This is a genomic window from Variovorax cryoconiti (assembly GCF_051216395.1).
GTDB lineage: Bacteria > Pseudomonadota > Gammaproteobacteria > Burkholderiales > Burkholderiaceae_C > Variovorax.
On record NZ_JBPJZI010000007.1, the window covers coordinates 128,752 to 147,419 of the forward strand.

Sequence of the window (18,668 nt, forward strand, 5' to 3'; positions counted from 1 at the left end):
TCAATGCCCCGAGACCTTGCCCCACTCGCGCTCGTAGGTCGTCACGAGCGTCTGGTTCGACAGCCGGTTCACCTCGGCCGGCACGCGCGCCATGTCGAGCGGGAAGTCGAACATCAGCGGCAGCGTGGGGAGCGACAGATAGCGCAGGCCGGCCGGCAGCGCCTCGGGCCGGCGGTAGGGCCGATGGCTCGCGATGACAAAGCCCCATTCGCCGAAGCTCGGCACATGCACGTGGTACGGCGTCGCCGTGAGGCCGACGGATTCGATGGTGGTCGCCACCGTCCAGAAGCTCTGGCGCGCGATCAGCGGCGAAGTCGTCTGCACCACCGCGTAGCCGCTGGCGGCCAGGCGCTTGTCGAGCAGCGCATAGAAGGAGTTGGTGTAGAGCTTGCCGATGGCGAAGTTGGTGGGATCGGGGAAGTCCACAACGATGACGTCGAACGTGTCGTCACCTTCCTGCAGCCACTTGAACGCATCGGTGTTGACGATCTTCAGCTTCGGCGACTTCAGCGCGCCGCCGTTGAGCGCCGACAGCGTCTCGTGCTCCGCGAAGAGCCGCGTCATGTTCGGATCGAGCTCCACCAGCGTGACCGACGCCACCGACGGGTACTTGAGGATCTCGCGCACCGCCATGCCGTCGCCGCCACCCAGCACCGCCACCTTCTTCGGCGCGCCGTGCGCCGCCATCACGGGGTGCACCAGCGCCTCGTGGTAACGGTACTCGTCGCGCTCGGCGAACTGCAGGTTGCCGTTGAGGAACAGCCGGTGCCCCGCACTGCCGCGCGTCACCACGATGCGCTGGTACGGCGAGGTGGCGCTGAAGACGATGCGGTCCTGGTAGAACTTGTCTTCGGCCAGCGTGGTGATGTGGTCGGCGAAGACGAAGCCTGCGACCAGCACGGCCAAGGTCAGCACGCACGCCGCAAGGTGCGCGCCGAACTGCCGCAGCTCGTGCCGGAACATCCACAGCGCCCACAGCGCGACGGCCGCGTTCATGAAGCCGAACAGCAGCCCCGTGCGGATCATGCCGAGCTGCGGCACGAGGATCAGCGGGAAGGCGACCGACACCGCCAGCGCGCCGAGGTAGTCGAAGGTCAGCACCTGCGACACCAGGTCCTTCAGCGCCGTGTTGCGCTTGAGGATGCGCATGACCAGCGGGATCTCCAGGCCGACCAGTGTGCCCACCACGACCACCAGTCCGTAGAGCAGCAGGCGGAAGGCGCCGGGGATGTAGGCGTTGGCGATGAAGAGCAGCGCCGGCAGCGCGCCGCCGACGAGCGCGACCAGCAGCTCGATGCGCAGGAAGTGCGCGGGCAGCTGCCGCTCGAAGTAGCGCGAGAGCCACGAACCCACGCCCATGGCGAAGAGGTAGGTGCCGATGATGGTGCTGAACTGCAGCACCGAATCGCCAAGCAGGTAGGAACTCAGCGCCGCCGCGCTCAGCTCGTAGACCAGCCCGCAGGCGGCCACCACGAAGACGCTGGCGAGGAGGGCGACAGCGACCGCATCCGGGCTGCGGGCGCTCGCAGAAGAGGCGCCGGGAATGCGCAGTTTTTCCGGTGGATCCGGCCTGGCTGCGCGGGTCATCGGCTGCCGATCCTGGTTCGCATGTGAGACTCGCCGTTCCAAAAAAGAAGCATCAGGGGAAACATGAAAACAGTCCAACTCGCGGCCTGTGCCGCACTCGCGCTCGTCACACTCACCGGCTGCGGCGCCAAGACCGAGCCACCCTCCGACTTTGGTCGAACGCTGGCGGGAGCCGACATCGACCTCATCACCCAAGGACAGACACTGTCGAACCAGCGTGTTGCGGTGGTGGGTTATCCGCTGCTGTGCACGATCCGGAACAAGTTTCGCGTGGGTGACATCGTCAGCGCCGAAATCCATGTCGGGCCCGATTGCCGCAGCAAGTCGATCGGCCGGGCGAAGATCCGGATCGACCGGATGGCGGCCGCCAACCCCGACATGTTCGCGTCCGGCAACCGCATCCGCAACGCCATCCTGGTCGACAGCCAATTTTCCGCCGAGACGACTTCCTACCTGAGCGATGACTACCAGGTGATCCCGCCCGGAACGCCGATGCGCATCTCGGGCATCGTGACCTACACGGACCCCAGCGCCTCGGTCCCGTTCCTGGAGTCTGTGGTTCTCGGCAAGGCGCCCTGAGCTCCGACGGGCACGCTCGGTCGCTCAGTGGATCGCGGCGGCCACGATGATCGAGATGCCCAGGCACATCGCCGCGACCACCATGCCGAGCGCGCGGTTCTGCTTCTCGATGATCTCCCGCCAGAGGTCGTAGGGCGTGAGCTTGTCGATGATCAGGAAGGTGGCCCAGAAGATCAGCACGCCGATGATGGCGTAGAGCATCGAGCCCAGAAACGCGGCGGGCCGCAGCCATTCAATTCCCATCATGAGAACCTCCTGAAGAAAAGGGTGTGTGAAAGGGCGACGGTCATTTGTGACCGCCGCCACTGGAATAGCCGCCGTACGAGCCGCCGGAACTGCGCGTCGACGAGCCGCCCGACGAACTGCAGGTGCTCAGGATGATCAGCAGGACGAGGATCACCACGATGACGAGGATGATGGTGCCGCAGCCCATGCTCGACGCCGCGCTCAGCGGCGCGGCGTCGGCCCGCTTGAACATGTCCTTCTTCGCGTCGAGCTTGAAGGCGGCGGCCACCGTCGCGCTGTCCATCTTGCTGCCGGACGACCAGGTCAGTTCGTTGGCCGAGCGCTCCATCGACAGCAGCGCGTTGCCGTTGGCGAAGTCGCGGTTGAAGGTCTTCTGCCCGCGCTCGACCTGCCAGTAGAACTCGCCCGCCACGTAAGTGGTCTCGGCGTTGTACGCGACCTGCTGCTGGTAGCCCTTGCCGAGGTACTTCGCGGTCTTGCCGCTCTCGGCCATGCTGGGCGCGCCGGTGGTCGGCGCGACCATGCTCCAGCCGTCTTCGGCATCGACCAGAAAGCTGAAGCCGCGCTGGCGGTTGTAGAGCAGGTACTCGTTCCAGCCGAAATGCTCGTCGTCGCCGGGTTCGTTGCCCATGCGGTGCTGGAAGCCGACCACCTGCCAGTTCACGCCCTGCAGTTGTCCGACGCTGCCCAGCGCGATCAGCGGGCGCACCGGCTCGTCCTGCTCGGCGTGCTTGAGCTCGCCGCCGATGCCCTGCGACAGGTCGATGATGCTGTGGCAGTTGCCGCAGGTGATGCTCTTGCTGTCGGCCAGGTTCACCGTGACCGGCGCGCCGCAATTGGGGCAGGCGAAGCTGCGGCCCTTTTCTTCTTTCGTCGATTCGTCGCGCAGGCCGGTGAGCTGCAGGTCTTCGAGCCGCACCGCGCGGCCGAGGTAGGCGCCGGGCGGTTGCGTGTCGTAGTCGAGGCTGAGCACCTGGCCCTGGTCACTGCGCAGCTCGACCACCGCGAAGGGCTTGCCCAGATCGGGCAGCCGCGGCAGCTCGCCCTGCGCCGACACCAGCGTCACCTGCTCGTTCGACGCAACCGTGTAGCTCTGGCCGTTGAAGACGGTGGTGGCGCCGACGCGCAGGTCGCCGGTCGGCGGTGCGTCGCGCTCCAGCGTGTGGGGCAGCGAGAAGACGAAAGCGCCGTTGTCCTCGCTCAGCAGCCCGGTGCGCTCGCCATCCAGCGCGGCGATCCACTCGGTCCAGCGACCGCCGGGGTAGGCGTACTGCAGCCGGCCGACCAACGTGAAAGGCTGACCGTCGACGCGGCCCGCCGCGAAGAGCTGCAGCGGGCTGAAGTCGTCGAACAGCTCCGCCATCTTGCCGATGCGCGCGAGCGTTTCGCCCTGACGGACGACGGTACTCTGGCAGTACGGACAGACGGCGAATGCCGATTGCGCGGACCTGAATTCGACCGGTGCGCCGCAACCGGGGCAGGGCGCACGGTAGGCGCGCTGGGCGCCTGGTAGCTCAGCCATCGCGGGTGCTTAGACCAGCTTCTTGAGCAGCTCCGCCTTCTTGGCGTCGAACTCTTCCTGGGTCAGGATGCCCTTGGTCTTGAGGTCGCCCAGCTTCTCGAGCGTGGCCATCACCTCGTTGGCGCTGATCTCGGTCACGGGTGCCGCAGCGGCCACCGCAGCAGTCGCCGCTGCGTTCGGGTTCAGTCCCTGCGCGAGGTTCTGCGCCAGCACCTGGCCCAGCGCCACGCCAGCGCCCAGGCCCATGGCGTCGCCCGCGATGCCGCCACCGCCGTTGGCCGAGCCTTCGGCGAATTTTGGAATGGCCTGCGCCGTCTGGTACTGCATGAACTTGCCCATGTCGCCGCCGACCATGCCCATGCCGATCTTCTGGTCGAGCACCTTCTGCAACTCTTCGGGCAGCGAGACGTTCTGCACCGTGATCGCCTCGAGCTGAACGCCGATCTTGGCGAACTCGGGCTGCAGTTGCGTCGACAGCGCGTTGGCGAATTCGATCTGGTTGGCGGCGAGATCGAGGAAGGGCACGCCGCTCGACGCGATGGCGTTGCTGATGTTCTGCAGCACCAGGCCGCGCAGCTGGCCGTCGAGGTCGGCCACGGTGTAGATGTCGCGCGTGCCGGAGATCTCGGTGTGGAACAGCTTGGCATCGCCGATGCGGAACGCGTAGTTGCCGAAGGCGCGCAGGCGCACCGCGCCGAAGTCCTTGTCGCGGATCGTGATCGGCTGCGGCGTGCCCCACTTCTGGTCGATCTGCTGGCGGGTGCTGAAGAAGTAGACGTCGGTCTTGAAGGGCGACTCGAAGAGCTTGTCCCAGTTCTTCAGGTACGTGAGCACGGGCAGCGTCTGCGTCGTCAGCTTGTACATGCCAGGGCCGAACACGTCGGCGACCTTGCCTTCGTTCACGAACACCGCCACCTGCGACTCGCGCACGGTGAGCGAGGCCCCGTTCTGGATTTCCATCTCCGCCATCGGGAAGCGCCAGGCCAGCGTGCCATCGCCGGACTCGGTCCACTGGATGATGTCGATGAACTGTTTCTTGATGAAATCCATCAGTGCCATGGCGCTCCTCCAGGTGGTCGAGTTGAATCGACCGGATCATATGCGCAGCGGACGACGCTGCGGCGACTTCAGGCCAGTTGATCGCGCAGTGCGCGCTTGAGCAGCTTGCCGCCCGCGTTGCGCGGCAGCGGTGCGTCGGACCAGGTGATGGTCTCGGGCACCTTGTAGTCGGTCAGTTGCGCACGGCAGTGGGCGCGCACCGCCTCGTCGTCGTGCGGCACGCCGGGCGCGTGGATGAAGGCGTGCACCCGCTCGCCCAGCACCGGGCACGGCCGGCCGACGATCGCCGCCTCGACCACACCGGGCAGCGCCATCAGCGTGTTCTCGACCTCGACCGAGTAGATCTTGAAGCCGCCCCGGTTGAGCATGTCCTTCTTGCGGTCGAACAGGCGCACGAAGCCGTCGACATCGACTGCGCCCAGATCGCCGGAGTGCCAGTAGCCGCCGGTGAAGGCCGCGGCCGTGGCCTCCGGGTTGTCCCAGTAGCCGGGCACGACCATCGGGCCGGCGATCCACAGTTCGCCGCTTTCGCCGGCGGGCAGCTCGCGGCCGTCGTCGTCCATCACCCGCACGTCGGCGCAGGGCAGCGGCACGCCGACGGTGTCGGCATGGCCGCGCGTGAGGCCGGGCGGCATCATCGTGGTGGGCGAGGTGGTTTCGGTCGCGCCATAGGCGTTGACCAGCATGAGCCCGGGCAGGCGCTCGGCCAGCGCATCGATGGCCGACACCGGCATCGGTGCGCCGCCGTAGCCGCCCAGGCGCCAGCTCGTGAGCTTCGCGCCGTCGAAGGCCGGGTTCATGAGGCACAGCGTGTACATCGCCGGCACCATCAGCGTGTGGGTGATGCGCTCGGACTCGACCGTCTGCAGGAAGGCCGCCGCTTTGAACACCGGCAGCATGACGATGGCACCCCCGACGTGGACCATCGCTGCGATGACCGCGATCAGCCCCGTGACATGGCTGGCCGGCACCGCCAAGGCAGAGCGGTCGCCGGTGCGCACGCCCATGCAGGCCGCGTAGTGCCGCACCGAATGCGCGACGTTGAGGTGCGTGAGCATTGCGCCCTTGGGCCGGCCGGTGGTGCCGGAGGTGTAGAGGATGAGCGCGGTGTCCTGCTCCTTCACGGCAGCGATGACGACCGGCGCGTCGCCGTGGCCCAGCGTGTCGAGCGTCAACGCGCCGTCGGCCGTGCCGGCAGCGACGATGCGCAGCCGCAGCGCTGAAACGTCGCCCATATCGGGCACGCGATCGGCCAGCGCCGCGTCGAACACGACGGCGCAGGCGCCGCATTGCTGCAGCATGTAGGCCAGGCCCGGCTTCTGCTCGCGCTCGCCGATGGGCACGGCGATGGCGCCCAGGCGCTGCACGGCGAACAGCACGGCGACGAACTCGGGGCGGTTACCCATGAAGAGCACCACGCGTTCGCCGGCCGTCACGCCTTGGGCTGCAAGCCCTGAGGCCACGCGCGCGACCTCGGCGTCGAGTTGGCGGTAGTTCCAACGCGTGTCGCCGCAGATCACCGCGTCGCTGTCGCCATGCGCGTCTACCGCCCGTTCGAGGAGCGCGTGCATGCTGGCTGGCCGCTCGACGAAGCAGCGCACGATGCGGTCGCCGTACGCCGCCTCATGGCGCAACGCGGGAACGTTGCGGGACGCCCAATGCCGGTTCATGCAGCGCTCGCGTGCGCTTCGGCGGCGACGTTCGCACCGCGCTCGATCACGTATTCCACGTCGACCAGCTTGCGCGAATGGTTCAGGTCCGACTGCGCGATCAGCACCGACAGCGCACTGCCGCGCAGCCCGGCGATGACTTCGCCGAGGCGCATCGACAGCGCGGGCGCGACGCCTTCGAAAGGCTCGTCGAGCAGCAGCAGCCGCGTGCCGACGCCCAGGGCGCGCCCCAGCGCGACCAGCTTCTGCTGCCCGCCCGACAGCAGCAGCGCACGGCGTTCGCGCATGGCGGCGAGCTCGGGCAGCACGCCGTAGACGAAGTCCAGCCGCTCCTTCGCATTGCGTGCGCCGGTGGCCCACAGCGGCACCAGGATGTTTTCCTCGACGGTGAGCTCGGGCACCAGGCCGCGGTCTTCCGGCATGTAGCCGATGCCCGCCGCAGCGCGCCCGTGCTTGGGCATGCGCGTCAGGTCCTGCCCGTCGAAGACGATGCGGCCCTGCGTGGGCGCCAGGTGACCCATCACCGAGCGCAACAGCGTGGTCTTGCCCGCGCCGTTGCGGCCGATGAGCCCGGCCATGCTGTTGGGCGCGACGGCCAGGCTGAGGCCGCGCAGCACCTGCACGGTGCCGATGGCGACATGGATCGATTCGATGGCGAGCATCGCTTACTCCTGGCGAAGGGTGCCGGTGACGTAGCGGCGCACGTCATCGGTGGCGAGTGCAGCGGCAGGCGTGTCGTCCGCGATGATGCGGCCGCTGTAGAAGGCGACCACGCGGTCGGCGTAGCGCTCGACGATGTCCATGTCGTGCTCAACGAAGAGCACCGTCATCGGCGCCTGGCCGAGCGCGGTCATGATGATCTCCATCATCGGGAACTTCTCTTCGGCCGACACGCCGCTGGTGGGCTCGTCGAGCAGCAGCAGGCGCGGCTGGCCGGTCATGGCCATCGCGATGTCGAGCAGCTTGCGCACGCCGCCCGGCAGCTCGGCCACGCGGCGCTCGCGGTGTTCGGCGAGGTTGAAGCGTTCGAGCAGCGCGTCGGCCCGGTCCACCGCATCGTTTCGTCGCGCGGTCTGCCAGAACGACAGCCGGTTCTCGCGGCAGGCGGTGGCCACCAGCATGTTGTCGAGCACGGAGAGCTCCTGGAACAGCTGCGGGATCTGGAACGAGCGCGCGACGCCCAGCTGCGTGATCTGCCGCGGCGCGAGACGCGTGATGTCGCGGTCGCCCAGCAGGATGCTGCCGGTGTCGGGCTTGAGGTAGCCGGTGATCATGTTGACGAAGGTGGTCTTGCCCGCGCCGTTGCTGCCGATCAGGCTGACGCGTTCGCCCACGCCCACCGCGATCTCGATGCCGCTGGCAGCGACCACCGCGCCGAAGCGCTTCTCGATGCCGCTGGCGCGCAGCAGGATCTCGCGCGGCGCCGGTGGCGTGACCTCGGCCAGGAACTTCATGACGGCGTTCATGCGCGGTCTCCCTTCGAACGTTTCGCGCCCGTGCGGTCGACCCACAGCGAGCCGATGCCGCGCGGCAGGAAACGGATCATCAGCAACAGGAAGAGGCCGAGCGACAGCTGCCAGGTGTTGGGAAAGTAGAGGCTCGAGAACGAGCGCACGATCTCCAGCAGCGTCGAGGCGACGAACACCGCCAGCACGCTCTGCCAGCCTGCGAGGATGGCGACGAAGACGAACTCGCCCGAGGTGGTCCAGTAGCTGAAGTTCGGGTCGATGTGGCCGAGCGACATCACGGTGAGCGCGCCACCGGCGCCGCCCACGAAGGCCGCGAGCAGGAAGTTGATGCTCATCGCCTGCTTGACCGAGCCGCCGAGGTATTCAACGCGCAGCTCGTTCTCGCGCACCGCCTGGGTGACGAGCCCGCGCGTCGAGTCGAAGTAGGCGCGCGCCAGCAGCGCCATCACGCCCGAGAACGCGATCGTCACGCCATACAGCGCATAGCCCACGCGCGCGTCCGACAGCTTCTGGCCGAACAGCGTGGCACGGCCCATGTTGAAGCCGTCGGAGCCGCCGAGCGCATTGGTCTTCACCAACACGCCGTAGCAGACCATCGACAGCGCGAGCGTGAGCATCGCGAAGAAGATGCCGCGGTAGCGCGCCAGCATCGGCGCGAAAGGCGCGGCGACGACGAGCGCGGCCACGCCACCCGTCACGGCCAGGCCCAGCGCGTCGGTGAGGCCGAGCTTGTTGAAAGCCAGCGCCGCGGCATAGCCACCGACCGCGAACACCAGGCCCTGGCCGAAGGACACCACACCGCCGCGCATCAGCAGCACGATGCCCAACGACACCAGGCCGTGCGACGCGGCCATGGTGAGCAGGAAGGTCAGCCACTTGGGCATGAAGGCGCCGGCGACGACCAGCCCCACGATGAAGGCGAGGCCGACCAGCAGCACCGTCGTACGGTGCGAGCGGCGCGAGGCCGCGGGTGGCGACGAAGTGAGAGGAATGCTCTGCATGTCAGTTATCCATGACGCTGCGCGCGACCGACAGCCGCTGAAACCGGCGCGGCCGGATGCCAGGGCACCCGCGGAACTGGCTTTGCCAGGCCGCTGGTTGCGCCCCCTTGAGGGGGAGGCGCCGCAGGCGCATCGAGGGTGGGTTTCATTTCAGATCTTTCGGGCCTGGATGCGCTGGAACAGCCCTTCAGGCCGCACCATGAGCACCAGCGCCATGACGATGTAGATGGAGAACAGCTCGGCCTCGGGCATGACATGGACCGCGAAGGAGCGGGCCAGCCCGACGATCAGCGCGCCGATGGCCGCGCCCTCGATGCTGCCGAGGCCGCCGATGATCACGACCGCGAAAGACACGATGATCACGCCGACCGACACGCCCGGCTGCACCGAGATCAGCGGCGCAGTGAAGGCGCCGCCGATGGCAGCGAGGAAGATGCCGACCGAGAAGGCCAGCATGTAGACCCGCGAGACGTTCACGCCCATGCTGGCCGCGACCTCTTCGCTGTGGATCACGGCCAGCACGATCTTGCCGTGGCGCGTGCGGTTCAGACCCCACCACACCGCGAGCCCGACCGCGACCGCCATGCCCATCAGCATGAAGTCGTAGCCCACGTACACCTGGTCGCCGATCTCCACGTTGCCGAAGAGCGCATAGGGCTCCGACACGTAGTACGGGTTGGCGCCCCAGACGAGTTTGGTCACGTCCTCGAGCACGAGGAAGAGCGCATAGGTGACCAGCACCAGCAGCACCTCGTCACGCCCGTAGAAGAAGCGCATGAGCCCGCGCTCGGTCAGCGGCGCGACCAGCACCGCCACCGCCACGGCCGCGAGCAGCATGGCGACCAGCGACCACTCGGGCGCGAACTTCAGCGTGGCGAACCAGCCGACGAAGCTGGCCGCGGCATACGCACCCAGCGCGTAGAAACTGCCGTGCGCGATGTTGAGGATCTTCAGCACGCCGAACACGAGCGTGAGCCCGAGCGCAACGATGAAGAGCCAGGAGGCGTAGCTCAGGCCGTCGATGAGGATGGTGATGGCGGTGGTCATGCCCGACTCGGTGGAGAGGTGAAAGGGCCGGCCCGCGCAGGGCAGGCCGGTGGCACAGCGGCGGGTCGCTGCCGCTCTGTCGCTCAGGCGCTCAGCACTTGGCGCCGGCGAAACCGCTCTTGATCCAGTCTTCCGACTTCACGTTCGGCGGCGGATTCACGCACTCGGCCGGAAAGCGCTGGATGTCGTCGAGCACGACCATCTTCTTGGCCGCGTCGTAGCGCGTCTTCCCGATCGCGGTTTCCTGCGTGGCCTGGTGGCCGTCGCCCAGCGTCATGCGGATCTTTCCGCCGGGCGAATCCCATTCCATGCCCTTGAGCGCCGCCGCGAGTTGCTCCGACGTCGGCTTCTTGCCGCCGTTGGCCGCCATCGCCTTCTCGGCCGCGAGCTTCAGGCCCATCAGCGCCTGCGCCATGCGGTAGGGCGCCTGCGCGGGATAGGTGTTCTGGGCCTTCTGGTAGACGCTCCACCACCAGTCGTTGAGCGCCGACTTCGGCGACAGCAGGCCGTAGGCGCCGCGCGCGCCGAGGATGGCGCCGTCGGGCATCTTGTCGCCCAGGTTGGTGAGCACATGGTCGGCCGCCGACAGCACGACCTGCGAGCGCTTGAACAGCCCGCGCGGACCCGACTGCAGGATGAAGGCCTGCAGATCGCCGCCCCACAGGCTGGAGTGCGTGACGTCGGCCTGCCTGGACATCAGCGCCGAGATCTCGGTGCCGTACTGGCCGGCGCCGAACTTCGGCAATTGGTCTTCGCCGGCCTTCGCATCGGGGTAGAGCTGCGCCATCGACAGCATGAAGTCCTTGCGCGAATCCTGGCCCCAGGCGTAGTCCTGGTTGATCATGTTGTACGTGGTGGCCTTGATGTTGCGCGCCTTCATGTAGCGGGCCAGCGCGACGTTGTCCATGGTCGCGTGCGAGGCGGTGCGGAACACGTAGTTGTACTTGCCGTCCTCGAAGATGCGCGGCGTGCCGCAGTCATACAGGATGAGGAAGCGCTTCATCTCCTCGGCCACCGGCGCCACGGCCAGGCAGTCGCCCGAGCCGACATAGCCGACCACGGCGTCGACCTTCTCGCGGTCGTAGAGGTTGCGCAGTTCCTGCACCTGCTTGGTCGCGCCGCCGTTCTCGTCGACGTAGATCGCCTCGATCTTCATGCCGCCGAAACCGGTCTTGTTGTAGGGCGCAGGTGCCTCGCCCTTGTTGAAGGCCTCGACCAGCGCCTTGGCGCCGTTGACCGCGGGAATGCCGAAGCTTTCCGCCGCCTGGCCCGAGAGAAAACTCACCACGCCGACCTTGAAGGTCTCCTGGGCCTGTGCGCCCAGCGCCAGTGCGGCCACGCCCAGGGCGATGGCGGCGCGCGCCATGCCGCGGCGCCAGGTGCCGGCCCGCGCCGATCCGATCTGCTGCTGCTGTTTCGATGCCATGTCTTGTCTCCTTCGTTTTGGATGAACTACCGTGCTTTCGTGATGGGCGTGCGCATGTCCTGCCCCGTCATCTCGAAACCCTTCTGAAAGTCGACCATGTGCTTGCGCGTCCACTCGGCGGCGGCATCGGCGTCACGCCGCTCAAGCGCATCGAGGATGGCGCGGTGCGCCGCGAGGTTGCGGGCCTTCGATTGCGGCAGGTGCAGGTGGATCTGCAGCAGCGTGGGGTTGTAGAGCAGGCTGATCGGCTCGCGCGCGAGCATCAGCGCGCGGTTGTGGCTGGCACGGCCGACCAGCGCGTGGAACTCGACATCGAGTTCCACCAGGCGCATGTTCTCGTCCATCGACTCGGCGCCCCGGGCCTGCAGCGCGGCGGTGAGTTCGGTGTTGCGCGCCAGTTCGTCGAGATCGGCAAGCTCGGCATGTTCAGCCGCCAGACGCGCGGCCAGCGGCTCGAGCGTGACGGCCACCTGCCACAGCTCCTGGAAGGTCGTCTGCTGCAACAGCAGCAGGCGCGCGGCGCGGGGCGCCAGGTCGTACAGGCCCGGCAACGTGACGAACAGCCGACGGCCCTCGCGGCGCTGAACCAGGCCCTCCTGCTCGACCTGGCGGATGGCTTCGCGCACCGTCGAACGATGCACGCCGAAGCGCTCGGCCAGGCTCTGCTCGGTCGGCAGCGGGCTGCCGGGCTTGAGCTTGCCGCTGAGGATGCTGCGCTCGATCTCCGACGACACGGCCTTGTAGGCCGGCTCGAGCCGAAGCCGGGTGAACATCGACACGTCGTCCGCAAGCGGTGCGCTGGCAAGCCGCACGGCGGGTGCCACGGTCCGTGCGGACGAAGGGTTGCCCGCCGTGCGGCGAGGTGCGCGAATGCTGCCGGTCAATCGATGTCTCCTCGCGCTCGTCAGCGGCGCGTTTCGTTTGTCGGACAATCGGATTTTGGTGAGCGTCCTGCGCGGCATGGAGCGGGTTTTCCCGTTGCCGCGGGGCAAGACCGGACGCGGCACAAGCCCTGCCCGGGCCTTCTCCCCAATGGGCGAGGTCTACAATCGCGCCCCCTACAACCGTGTCGCGGACGCGTCATTCAACGCGCCAGCGATCGCCGGAGAACGCTGCCAATGTCCGATCTCTCTCCCCTGAGCCCCGCGGTCCCTGCCGCACCCAGCGCCGAAGACAAGCGCGCCGAACTGCGCCGCGCCGCACTGGAGTACCACCTGCTGCCGGTGCCGGGGAAGATCGCCATCGCGGCCACCAAGCAGATGGTCAACCAGCGCGACCTGGCGCTGGCCTATTCGCCCGGCGTGGCCGCGCCCTGCGAAGAGATCGTCAAGGACCCCGCCAACGCCTACAAGTACACCGCGCGCGGCAACCTGGTGGCCGTCATCACCAACGGCACCGCGGTGCTCGGCCTGGGCGACATCGGTGCGCTGGCTTCCAAGCCGGTGATGGAGGGCAAGGGCGTGCTCTTCAAGAAGTTCGCTGGCGTGGACGTGTTCGACATCGAGATCAACGAGAAAGACCCGGCCAAGCTGGTCGAGATCATCGCGTCGCTGGAGCCGACCTTCGGCGCCATCAACCTCGAAGACATCAAGGCCCCGGACTGCTTCTACGTCGAGCGCGAGCTGCGCAAGCGCATGAAGATTCCGGTGTTCCACGACGACCAGCACGGCACCGCGATCACGGTGGCGGCGGCACTGCTCAATGGCCTGAAGGTCGCAGGCAAGAACATCGCTGAGGTCAAGCTGGTCACCTCCGGTGCCGGCGCTGCGGCGCTGGCCTGCCTGAACCTGCTGCTCAAGGTCGGCCTGCTGCGCGAGAACGTGTTCGTCACCGACCTGGCCGGCGTGGTCTACGAAGGCCGCGAAGAGCTGATGGACGACGACAAGCGCCAGTACATGCAGAAGACGCAGGCGCGCACGCTGTCGGAAGTGATCGAAGGCGCCGATGTGTTCCTCGGCCTGTCGGCCGGCGGCGTGCTCAAGCCGGCGATGGTGGCCAAGATGGCGGCGCGACCGGTGATCTTCGCGCTGGCCAACCCGAACCCGGAGATCAGCCCGGAAGACGCACACGCGGTGCGCGGCGACGTGATCATGGCCACGGGCCGCACCGACTACCCGAACCAGGTCAACAACGTTCTGTGCTTCCCGTACATCTTCCGCGGCGCGCTCGACTCGGGCGCGACGACGATCACCGACGAGATGGAGATCGCCGCGGTGCGCGCGATCGCCGAACTGGCGCAGGCCGAGCAGAGCGAGGTGGTGGCCGCCGCCTACGTGGGCGAGAAGCTCAGCTTCGGCCCCGAATACCTGATCCCCAAGCCCTTCGACCCGCGCCTGATGATGAAAATCGCGCCGGCCGTGGCCAAGGCGGCTGAAGAGAGCGGCGTGGCGACGCGCCCGATCGCCGACCTGGACGCCTACCGCGACAAGCTGCAGAGCTTCGTCTACGCCTCCGGCACGATGATGAAGCCGATCTTCGACGCGGCCAAGCGCGCGACGAAGAAGCGTGTGGCCTTCGCCGAGGGCGAGGAAGAGCGCGTGCTGCGTGCCGTGCAGATCGTGGTCGACGAAGGCCTGGCGCGCCCGACGCTGATCGGCCGGCCGGCCATCATCGCCCAGCGCATCGAGAAGTTCGGCCTGCGGCTGCGGGAAGAGCTCGACTACGACATCGTCAACGTCGAGCAGGACCACCGCTACCGCGACTTCTGGCAGACCTACCACCGCATGACCGAGCGGATGGGCACCACCGTGCAGACCGCCAAGATCGAGATGCGCCGGCGCCTGACGCTGATCGGCTCGATGCTGCTGCACAAGGGCGAAGTCGACGGCCTCATCTGCGGCACCTGGGGCACCACGGCCATCCACCTGCACCACATCGACCAGGTGATCGGCAAGCGCCCCGGCGGCTGTGCGAGCACACCGCAGGACGTGCCGATCTACGCCTGCATGAACGGCCTGCTGCTGCCCGACCGCCAGGTGTTCCTGGTCGACACGCACGTCAACTACGACCCGACGCCCGAAGAGCTGGCCGAGATCACGACCATGGCGGCCGAGGAAATGATGCGCTTTGGCCTGAAGCCGAAGGCCGCGCTGCTGTCGCATTCCAACTTCGGCTCCAGCAACCAGCCGAGCGCGGTCAAGATGCGCCGCACGCTCGACCTGCTGCGCGTCCAGGCGCCCTGGCTGGAAGTGGATGGCGAAATGCACGGCGACGTGGCACTCGACGGCAAGCAGCGCGCCGCCGTCATGCCCCACAGCGCCCTGGCCGGCGACGCCAACCTGCTGGTGTTCCCGAACCTGGACGCCGCCAATATTTCCTACAACCTGCTCAAGACGGCGGCCGGCGGCAACATCGCCATCGGCCCGGTGCTGCTGGGCGCGGCCAAACCTGTGCACATCCTCACGGCCAGCGCCACGGTCCGACGCATCGTGAACATGACGGCACTCACCGTGGCCGACGCCAACGCCGAACGCTGAGCCCATTGGCGACAGCGGTCGCTAACTTCACGGGTAAGGAAATCCCGCAAGCGCCTGCTCAATAATTGAGCAGGCGCTTGCTATTTGCGCATCCGTGGTGCACACTGGCGGGCTTGAATTCGCGGGTTAACCCCAAGGTTGATCCCTGATTCGGCCCCCCTCGCTCTTTTCCTGTGGTGCCCCTTCGGTCACCATTCATTCATGGCCTCGATCTCGTTGTCTGTGTCCCGATTTGCCGTCGCCGGCATGCTGCTGGCGGCATTGGCGGCTGGGGCCAGTGCCCGGGAAACCCGAGACATCGACCGGACGGCAGCGCGACAGCCGACCCAGGAATCGATTGCACTGCGCGAATTGCCACCCCAAGGTCAGCGGACCTATCAGGCAATTCTAGGAGGAGGTCCGTTCCCTCATGAGAAGGACGGCACGGTGTTCGGCAACCGCGAGCGCCTGTTGCCTTTCGCGCGTCGCGGGCACTACCGCGAATACACGGTCGATACGCCGGGCGCCCGCAACCGGGGTGCGCGGCGGATCGTGTGCGGCGGCGAGCGTCGGGCGGCGCCCGATGCGTGCTGGTACACGGCAGATCACTATGCGAGCTTCAGGCGGATTTCGCCATGACCGATGAACTGAATGGGAGCAGCGCCCCAGCGCGCCCCAAGGAAATGATGACGACGACAACCATGGAAAGACCAGCGGAGATGACCTTATCCCTTCGTGCCGTGCGACCCAACATCGTGCAGTCGATTCGCGCCTTCCGCGTGAACGACCTGCAGGATGCCGCGAACGCGTCCGGGCAGCACTTCCTGTATGCGAACCTGGCCAACGCCCAGTCGAAGCAGGACGTGCTCGACCTGATCGCGCAGCAGTTCACCTTCCCGGCCCACTTCGGAAAGAACTTCGACGCGCTGTACGACTGCATGACCGACCCGTTGCATAAATCGGGCCCGCAGCCCGGCTTCGTGGTCGTGCTCGAGCAGATTCCAGCCAATGCCAAGTTCGACAAGGAAGCCCGCGAGCAGCTGCTCGACATCTTCCGCGACGCCTCCGACTACTGGGGTGACCGGAAGATCCCGTTCAGGTGCTTCTATTCTTTTCTGTAGCCCGTTCTGCATCCACCAGCCAAGCAGAACGGGCGAACGAGGCTCAAGAGGGTAGCGTGCCGGTTGCCGGCATCGATATCACTCCCGTCGACCCCACCGCAGAGAAGATGCCGACCGACAAGTTGGTCGATGTGTCGCCCCTGGCACTGCGCATGAGCAGTCCCTTCAACGCGGGATACTGGCTCGCCGCAGCCTGATGAAGAAAGCCCGTCGTCGACGGGCTTTCTTCTTTGCGCGCTCAGCCGCTCAAGACAAGGGTGTGGGTGCGGGCGGAACCGCCTGCGCCAGCGCCACGTACTCGGCCACCGGCACCTCCTCGGCACGGCGCTGCGCGTCGAAGGGGCCGCCGAAGCCGTGCTCGTCCAACCATTTGCCCAGCGTGTGCCGCAGGATCTTGCGGCGCTGGCTGAAGGCGACCTGCACGATTTCGCCCAGCCGTGCGGCGTCGAGCACCGGCGGCTGCGCGAGCGGCACCATGCGTACCACAGCGCTGTCCACACGCGGTGGCGGCTCGAAACTCTCCGGTGGCACGAACAGGATGTTCTCCATCGCATAGCGCCATTGCAGCATCACGCTCAGCCGGCTGTAGTCGGACGTGGCCGGCCTTGCCACCATGCGATCGATCACTTCCTTCTGGAGCATGAAGTGCTGGTCGGCGATCAGGTGCGCGAAGCCGAGCAGGTGGAACAGGATGGGCGTGGAGATGTTGTAGGGCAGGTTGCCCACCACGCGCAGCGGCTGGGGCGGATCGCCCGCGAGCCGGGCGGCCAGCGCGGCGAAATCGACCTTGAGCACATCGGACTCGATCACGTCGAGCTGGCCGTGCTCCCGCAGCCGCTTGGCCAGGTCGCGGTCGAGCTCGATCACCGTGAGCCGTCCCAGCCGCTCGACCAGCGGCTGCGTGAGCGCCGCCAGGCCGGGTCCGATCTCGACCATCGCGTCGCCCGGCTGCGGGGCGATGCCCTGCACGATCGCGTCGATGATCCCGCCGTCCGACAGGAAGTGCTGGCCGAAGCGCTTGCGCGCGATGTGCTGGGCCATCAGGCCGGGTGCTTCATTTACTGCGGCGGCTCGCGCAGTTCGACGTAGGCACGCCCGCGGGTTTCCTGCACCCAGGTCTCGAAGGCCTCGTCCATCTTCTTCTCGCGCAGCACCGCGCGCGCGGCTTCGCGCTGCTCGGTCTGGCTCAGCTTGGCCTCACGTCGGCCGAGCACCTGGATCAGGTGCACGCCGAAGCGCGACACGACGGGATCGCTGATCTGCCCGGGAGCCAGGCGGTCCATCGCCTCCTCGAATTCCGGCACGAACTGGCCGGGGCGGCCCCAGCCGAGGTCACCGCCGTCCTTGGCGCTGCCGTCTTCCGAGTTGTCGCGCGCCAGGCCGGCAAAATCGGCCGCGCCGGTCTGAACGCGCTGCTTGAACTCGGCGAGCTGCTTGATGGCCTGCGCCGTGCTGCGTTGCTGGTCGTTGCGCAGCAGGAGGTGGCGCACCTGCGTCTGGGTGACGATGCCTTCCGCGGCACCGGCCCGCCCCTTGGCCAGCACCTTGATCACGTGAAACCCGGCGCCCGAGCGCACCGGGCCGACGATGCCGTTGACCGGCGTGGCCTGGGTCGCCTCGATGAACAGGGGCGGGTAGCGGTCGGCCGAACGCAGCCCGAGCGCGCCGCCATTCGCACGGTCGGGCGAGTCGGAGTTCTCGCTCGCCAGTTTGGCGAAGTCTTCGCCCGCGATGGCACGTTGTGCGATGCCCTGCGCCTTTTGCTGCAGCGCCTTCACCTGTGCCTCGCTGGCGTCTTCCGGCACAGCGACCATCACGTGCGCGAGGTTGATTTCGGGCGACAGCGCCGCGTTGCCGCTGCGCTGTTCCTGCAGGAACTGCTCGACCTCGGTGTCGCTCACCTTGACGCGGGAGTTGACCTCGCGCTCCCGCACCCGGGTCAGCGTGAGCTGGTCGCGCAGGTCGGCACGGAACTCCTGCTTGCTGACGCCATCGGCGGCGATGCGGCGGTAGAGGTCGTCCAGGCTCACCTGGTTCTGCCGCGCCACCAGCTGCTCGGCCTGGTCGATGGCGAGGTCGTCGATCTTGATGCCGGCCTCCTTGGCCACCTGCAGCTGCGCCCGTTCGGAGATGAGCCGCTCGAGCACCAGCCGGTTCAATTCCGCGCGGGGCAGGCGTTGCGCCTCGGGGTTCTGCTGAAGGATGCGCGTTGCACGCTTCTGCACCTCGGTGTTGGTGATCGGCTCGGAATTGACCAGGGCCACGATGTACTCGGCCGACCGCTGCCCGGTGAGGGGCGCCGCCGGCACTGCGGCGGCGGCACCCGGTGCGGTCGCGTTCACGCGCGGCCCGCCGCGCATGATGTCGGTGATGCCGGTGCCGCCGCTCGGGCGCAGGCCGAGGCCCTGTGCGTGCGCGGCCGATGCGAGCATCAGTGCGCCCAGGCAGGCCCCGATGGCAGTGGAACGGAAGAGTTTCATTGTTGG

19 protein-coding genes are annotated in these 18,668 nt (G+C 67.4%); 6 read left to right on the forward strand and 13 right to left on the reverse strand.

Features of this window, described 5'->3' with window-relative positions:
* On the reverse strand, positions 1-1,587 hold the full coding sequence (locus ACSFA2_RS17775; protein WP_435456641.1) for a polyamine aminopropyltransferase: 1,587 nt from the start codon (positions 1,585-1,587) through the stop codon (positions 1-3).
* A gap of 63 nt (positions 1,588-1,650) precedes the next feature.
* On the opposite strand from ACSFA2_RS17775, the gene ACSFA2_RS17780 reads away from it, so the two are divergent.
* The gene (locus ACSFA2_RS17780) at positions 1,651-2,166 is read left to right on the forward strand and encodes a hypothetical protein (protein WP_435456642.1); all 516 of its coding nucleotides are present in this window, start codon (positions 1,651-1,653) and stop codon (positions 2,164-2,166) included.
* A 24-nt stretch (positions 2,167-2,190) separates the two neighbouring features.
* Here the strand turns inward: ACSFA2_RS17780 and ACSFA2_RS17785 are convergent, their stop codons facing one another.
* The 10 genes from ACSFA2_RS17785 to ACSFA2_RS17830 form a co-directional block, all read right to left on the reverse strand.
* A complete protein-coding gene (locus ACSFA2_RS17785) occupies positions 2,191-2,412 on the reverse strand; it encodes a DUF350 domain-containing protein (RefSeq protein WP_435456643.1) in 222 nt (73 codons plus the stop codon).
* Between the two features lie 40 nt (positions 2,413-2,452).
* A complete protein-coding gene (locus tag ACSFA2_RS17790) occupies positions 2,453-3,934 on the reverse strand; it encodes a DUF4178 domain-containing protein (RefSeq protein ID WP_435456644.1) in 1,482 nt (493 codons plus the stop codon).
* A gap of 9 nt (positions 3,935-3,943) precedes the next feature.
* Positions 3,944-4,993, reverse strand: a complete 1,050-nt coding sequence (locus tag ACSFA2_RS17795) for an SPFH domain-containing protein (protein ID WP_435456645.1) — start codon at positions 4,991-4,993, stop codon at positions 3,944-3,946.
* Positions 4,994-5,061: 68 nt separating this feature from the next.
* A complete protein-coding gene (locus tag ACSFA2_RS17800) occupies positions 5,062-6,663 on the reverse strand; it encodes a class I adenylate-forming enzyme family protein (RefSeq protein WP_435456646.1) in 1,602 nt (533 codons plus the stop codon).
* Positions 6,660-7,325 (reverse strand): ABC transporter ATP-binding protein, encoded by a 666-nt coding sequence (locus ACSFA2_RS17805; protein ID WP_435456647.1) that lies wholly within the window; start codon positions 7,323-7,325, stop codon positions 6,660-6,662. Before ACSFA2_RS17805 ends, ACSFA2_RS17800 begins: the two co-directional genes overlap by 4 nt.
* Before the next feature lie 3 nt (positions 7,326-7,328).
* Positions 7,329-8,129 carry an ABC transporter ATP-binding protein gene (locus ACSFA2_RS17810; protein WP_435456648.1) on the reverse strand — a complete coding sequence of 267 codons (801 nt, stop codon included), beginning with the start codon at positions 8,127-8,129 and terminating at the stop codon, positions 7,329-7,331.
* Positions 8,126-9,133, reverse strand: a complete 1,008-nt coding sequence (locus ACSFA2_RS17815; RefSeq protein ID WP_435456649.1) for a branched-chain amino acid ABC transporter permease — start codon at positions 9,131-9,133, stop codon at positions 8,126-8,128. The genes ACSFA2_RS17810 and ACSFA2_RS17815 overlap by 4 nt, the downstream gene beginning before the upstream one ends.
* Before the next feature lie 150 nt (positions 9,134-9,283).
* A complete protein-coding gene (locus ACSFA2_RS17820; protein WP_435456650.1) occupies positions 9,284-10,180 on the reverse strand; it encodes a branched-chain amino acid ABC transporter permease in 897 nt (298 codons plus the stop codon).
* A gap of 91 nt (positions 10,181-10,271) precedes the next feature.
* Positions 10,272-11,606: an ABC transporter substrate-binding protein gene (locus tag ACSFA2_RS17825; RefSeq protein WP_435456651.1), complete on the reverse strand. Its 1,335-nt coding sequence runs from the start codon at positions 11,604-11,606 to the stop codon at positions 10,272-10,274.
* A gap of 26 nt (positions 11,607-11,632) precedes the next feature.
* On the reverse strand, positions 11,633-12,379 hold the full coding sequence (locus ACSFA2_RS17830; protein WP_435456652.1) for a FadR/GntR family transcriptional regulator: 747 nt from the start codon (positions 12,377-12,379) through the stop codon (positions 11,633-11,635).
* Between ACSFA2_RS17830 and ACSFA2_RS17835 the strand changes: the two genes are divergently transcribed.
* The 5 genes from ACSFA2_RS17835 (at position 12,372) to ACSFA2_RS17855 (ending at position 16,379) form a co-directional block, all read left to right on the forward strand.
* Positions 12,372-12,746 carry a hypothetical protein gene (locus ACSFA2_RS17835; protein WP_435456653.1) on the forward strand — a complete coding sequence of 125 codons (375 nt, stop codon included), beginning with the start codon at positions 12,372-12,374 and terminating at the stop codon, positions 12,744-12,746. The two genes, ACSFA2_RS17830 and ACSFA2_RS17835, sit on opposite strands and share 8 nt — an antisense overlap.
* The gene (locus tag ACSFA2_RS17840; RefSeq protein WP_435456654.1) at positions 12,725-15,082 is read left to right on the forward strand and encodes an NADP-dependent malic enzyme; all 2,358 of its coding nucleotides are present in this window, start codon (positions 12,725-12,727) and stop codon (positions 15,080-15,082) included. The genes ACSFA2_RS17835 and ACSFA2_RS17840 overlap by 22 nt, the downstream gene beginning before the upstream one ends.
* Positions 15,083-15,283: 201 nt before the next feature.
* A complete protein-coding gene (locus tag ACSFA2_RS17845) occupies positions 15,284-15,700 on the forward strand; it encodes a guanyl-specific ribonuclease (RefSeq protein ID WP_435456655.1) in 417 nt (138 codons plus the stop codon).
* Between the two features lie 47 nt (positions 15,701-15,747).
* A complete protein-coding gene (locus ACSFA2_RS17850; RefSeq protein ID WP_435456656.1) occupies positions 15,748-16,182 on the forward strand; it encodes a barstar family protein in 435 nt (144 codons plus the stop codon).
* Positions 16,183-16,238: 56 nt separating this feature from the next.
* Positions 16,239-16,379 (forward strand): hypothetical protein, encoded by a 141-nt coding sequence (locus ACSFA2_RS17855; protein ID WP_435456657.1) that lies wholly within the window; start codon positions 16,239-16,241, stop codon positions 16,377-16,379.
* 49 nt (positions 16,380-16,428) lie between these two features.
* Here ACSFA2_RS17855 and rsmA read toward each other — a convergent pair whose 3' ends face one another.
* Both rsmA and ACSFA2_RS17865 read right to left on the reverse strand, forming a co-directional pair.
* The gene (gene rsmA / locus ACSFA2_RS17860; protein ID WP_435456658.1) at positions 16,429-17,223 is read right to left on the reverse strand and encodes a 16S rRNA (adenine(1518)-N(6)/adenine(1519)-N(6))-dimethyltransferase RsmA; all 795 of its coding nucleotides are present in this window, start codon (positions 17,221-17,223) and stop codon (positions 16,429-16,431) included.
* Between the two features lie 17 nt (positions 17,224-17,240).
* Positions 17,241-18,662 (reverse strand): peptidylprolyl isomerase, encoded by a 1,422-nt coding sequence (locus tag ACSFA2_RS17865; protein ID WP_435456659.1) that lies wholly within the window; start codon positions 18,660-18,662, stop codon positions 17,241-17,243.
* Between the last annotated feature and the right edge of the window lie 6 nt (positions 18,663-18,668).

Coding starts and splice junctions, on each gene's coding strand:
- ACSFA2_RS17850 (WP_435456656.1), top strand. CDS start 15,748: ATGACGACGACAACCATGGAAAGACCAGCGGAGATGACCTTATCCCTT.
- ACSFA2_RS17825 (WP_435456651.1), bottom strand. CDS start 11,606: ATGGCATCGAAACAGCAGCAGCAGATCGGATCGGCGCGGGCCGGCACC.
- ACSFA2_RS17795 (WP_435456645.1), bottom strand. CDS start 4,993: ATGGCACTGATGGATTTCATCAAGAAACAGTTCATCGACATCATCCAG.
- ACSFA2_RS17785 (WP_435456643.1), bottom strand. CDS start 2,412: ATGATGGGAATTGAATGGCTGCGGCCCGCCGCGTTTCTGGGCTCGATG.
- ACSFA2_RS17840 (WP_435456654.1), top strand. CDS start 12,725: ATGTCCGATCTCTCTCCCCTGAGCCCCGCGGTCCCTGCCGCACCCAGC.
- ACSFA2_RS17845 (WP_435456655.1), top strand. CDS start 15,284: ATGGCCTCGATCTCGTTGTCTGTGTCCCGATTTGCCGTCGCCGGCATG.
- ACSFA2_RS17775 (WP_435456641.1), bottom strand. CDS start 1,587: ATGACCCGCGCAGCCAGGCCGGATCCACCGGAAAAACTGCGCATTCCC.
- ACSFA2_RS17780 (WP_435456642.1), top strand. CDS start 1,651: ATGAAAACAGTCCAACTCGCGGCCTGTGCCGCACTCGCGCTCGTCACA.
- ACSFA2_RS17815 (WP_435456649.1), bottom strand. CDS start 9,133: ATGCAGAGCATTCCTCTCACTTCGTCGCCACCCGCGGCCTCGCGCCGC.
- ACSFA2_RS17790 (WP_435456644.1), bottom strand. CDS start 3,934: ATGGCTGAGCTACCAGGCGCCCAGCGCGCCTACCGTGCGCCCTGCCCC.
- ACSFA2_RS17805 (WP_435456647.1), bottom strand. CDS start 7,325: ATGCTCGCCATCGAATCGATCCATGTCGCCATCGGCACCGTGCAGGTG.
- ACSFA2_RS17830 (WP_435456652.1), bottom strand. CDS start 12,379: ATGTTCACCCGGCTTCGGCTCGAGCCGGCCTACAAGGCCGTGTCGTCG.
- ACSFA2_RS17820 (WP_435456650.1), bottom strand. CDS start 10,180: ATGACCACCGCCATCACCATCCTCATCGACGGCCTGAGCTACGCCTCC.
- rsmA (WP_435456658.1), bottom strand. CDS start 17,223: ATGGCCCAGCACATCGCGCGCAAGCGCTTCGGCCAGCACTTCCTGTCG.
- ACSFA2_RS17865 (WP_435456659.1), bottom strand. CDS start 18,662: ATGAAACTCTTCCGTTCCACTGCCATCGGGGCCTGCCTGGGCGCACTG.
- ACSFA2_RS17800 (WP_435456646.1), bottom strand. CDS start 6,663: ATGAACCGGCATTGGGCGTCCCGCAACGTTCCCGCGTTGCGCCATGAG.
- ACSFA2_RS17810 (WP_435456648.1), bottom strand. CDS start 8,129: ATGAACGCCGTCATGAAGTTCCTGGCCGAGGTCACGCCACCGGCGCCG.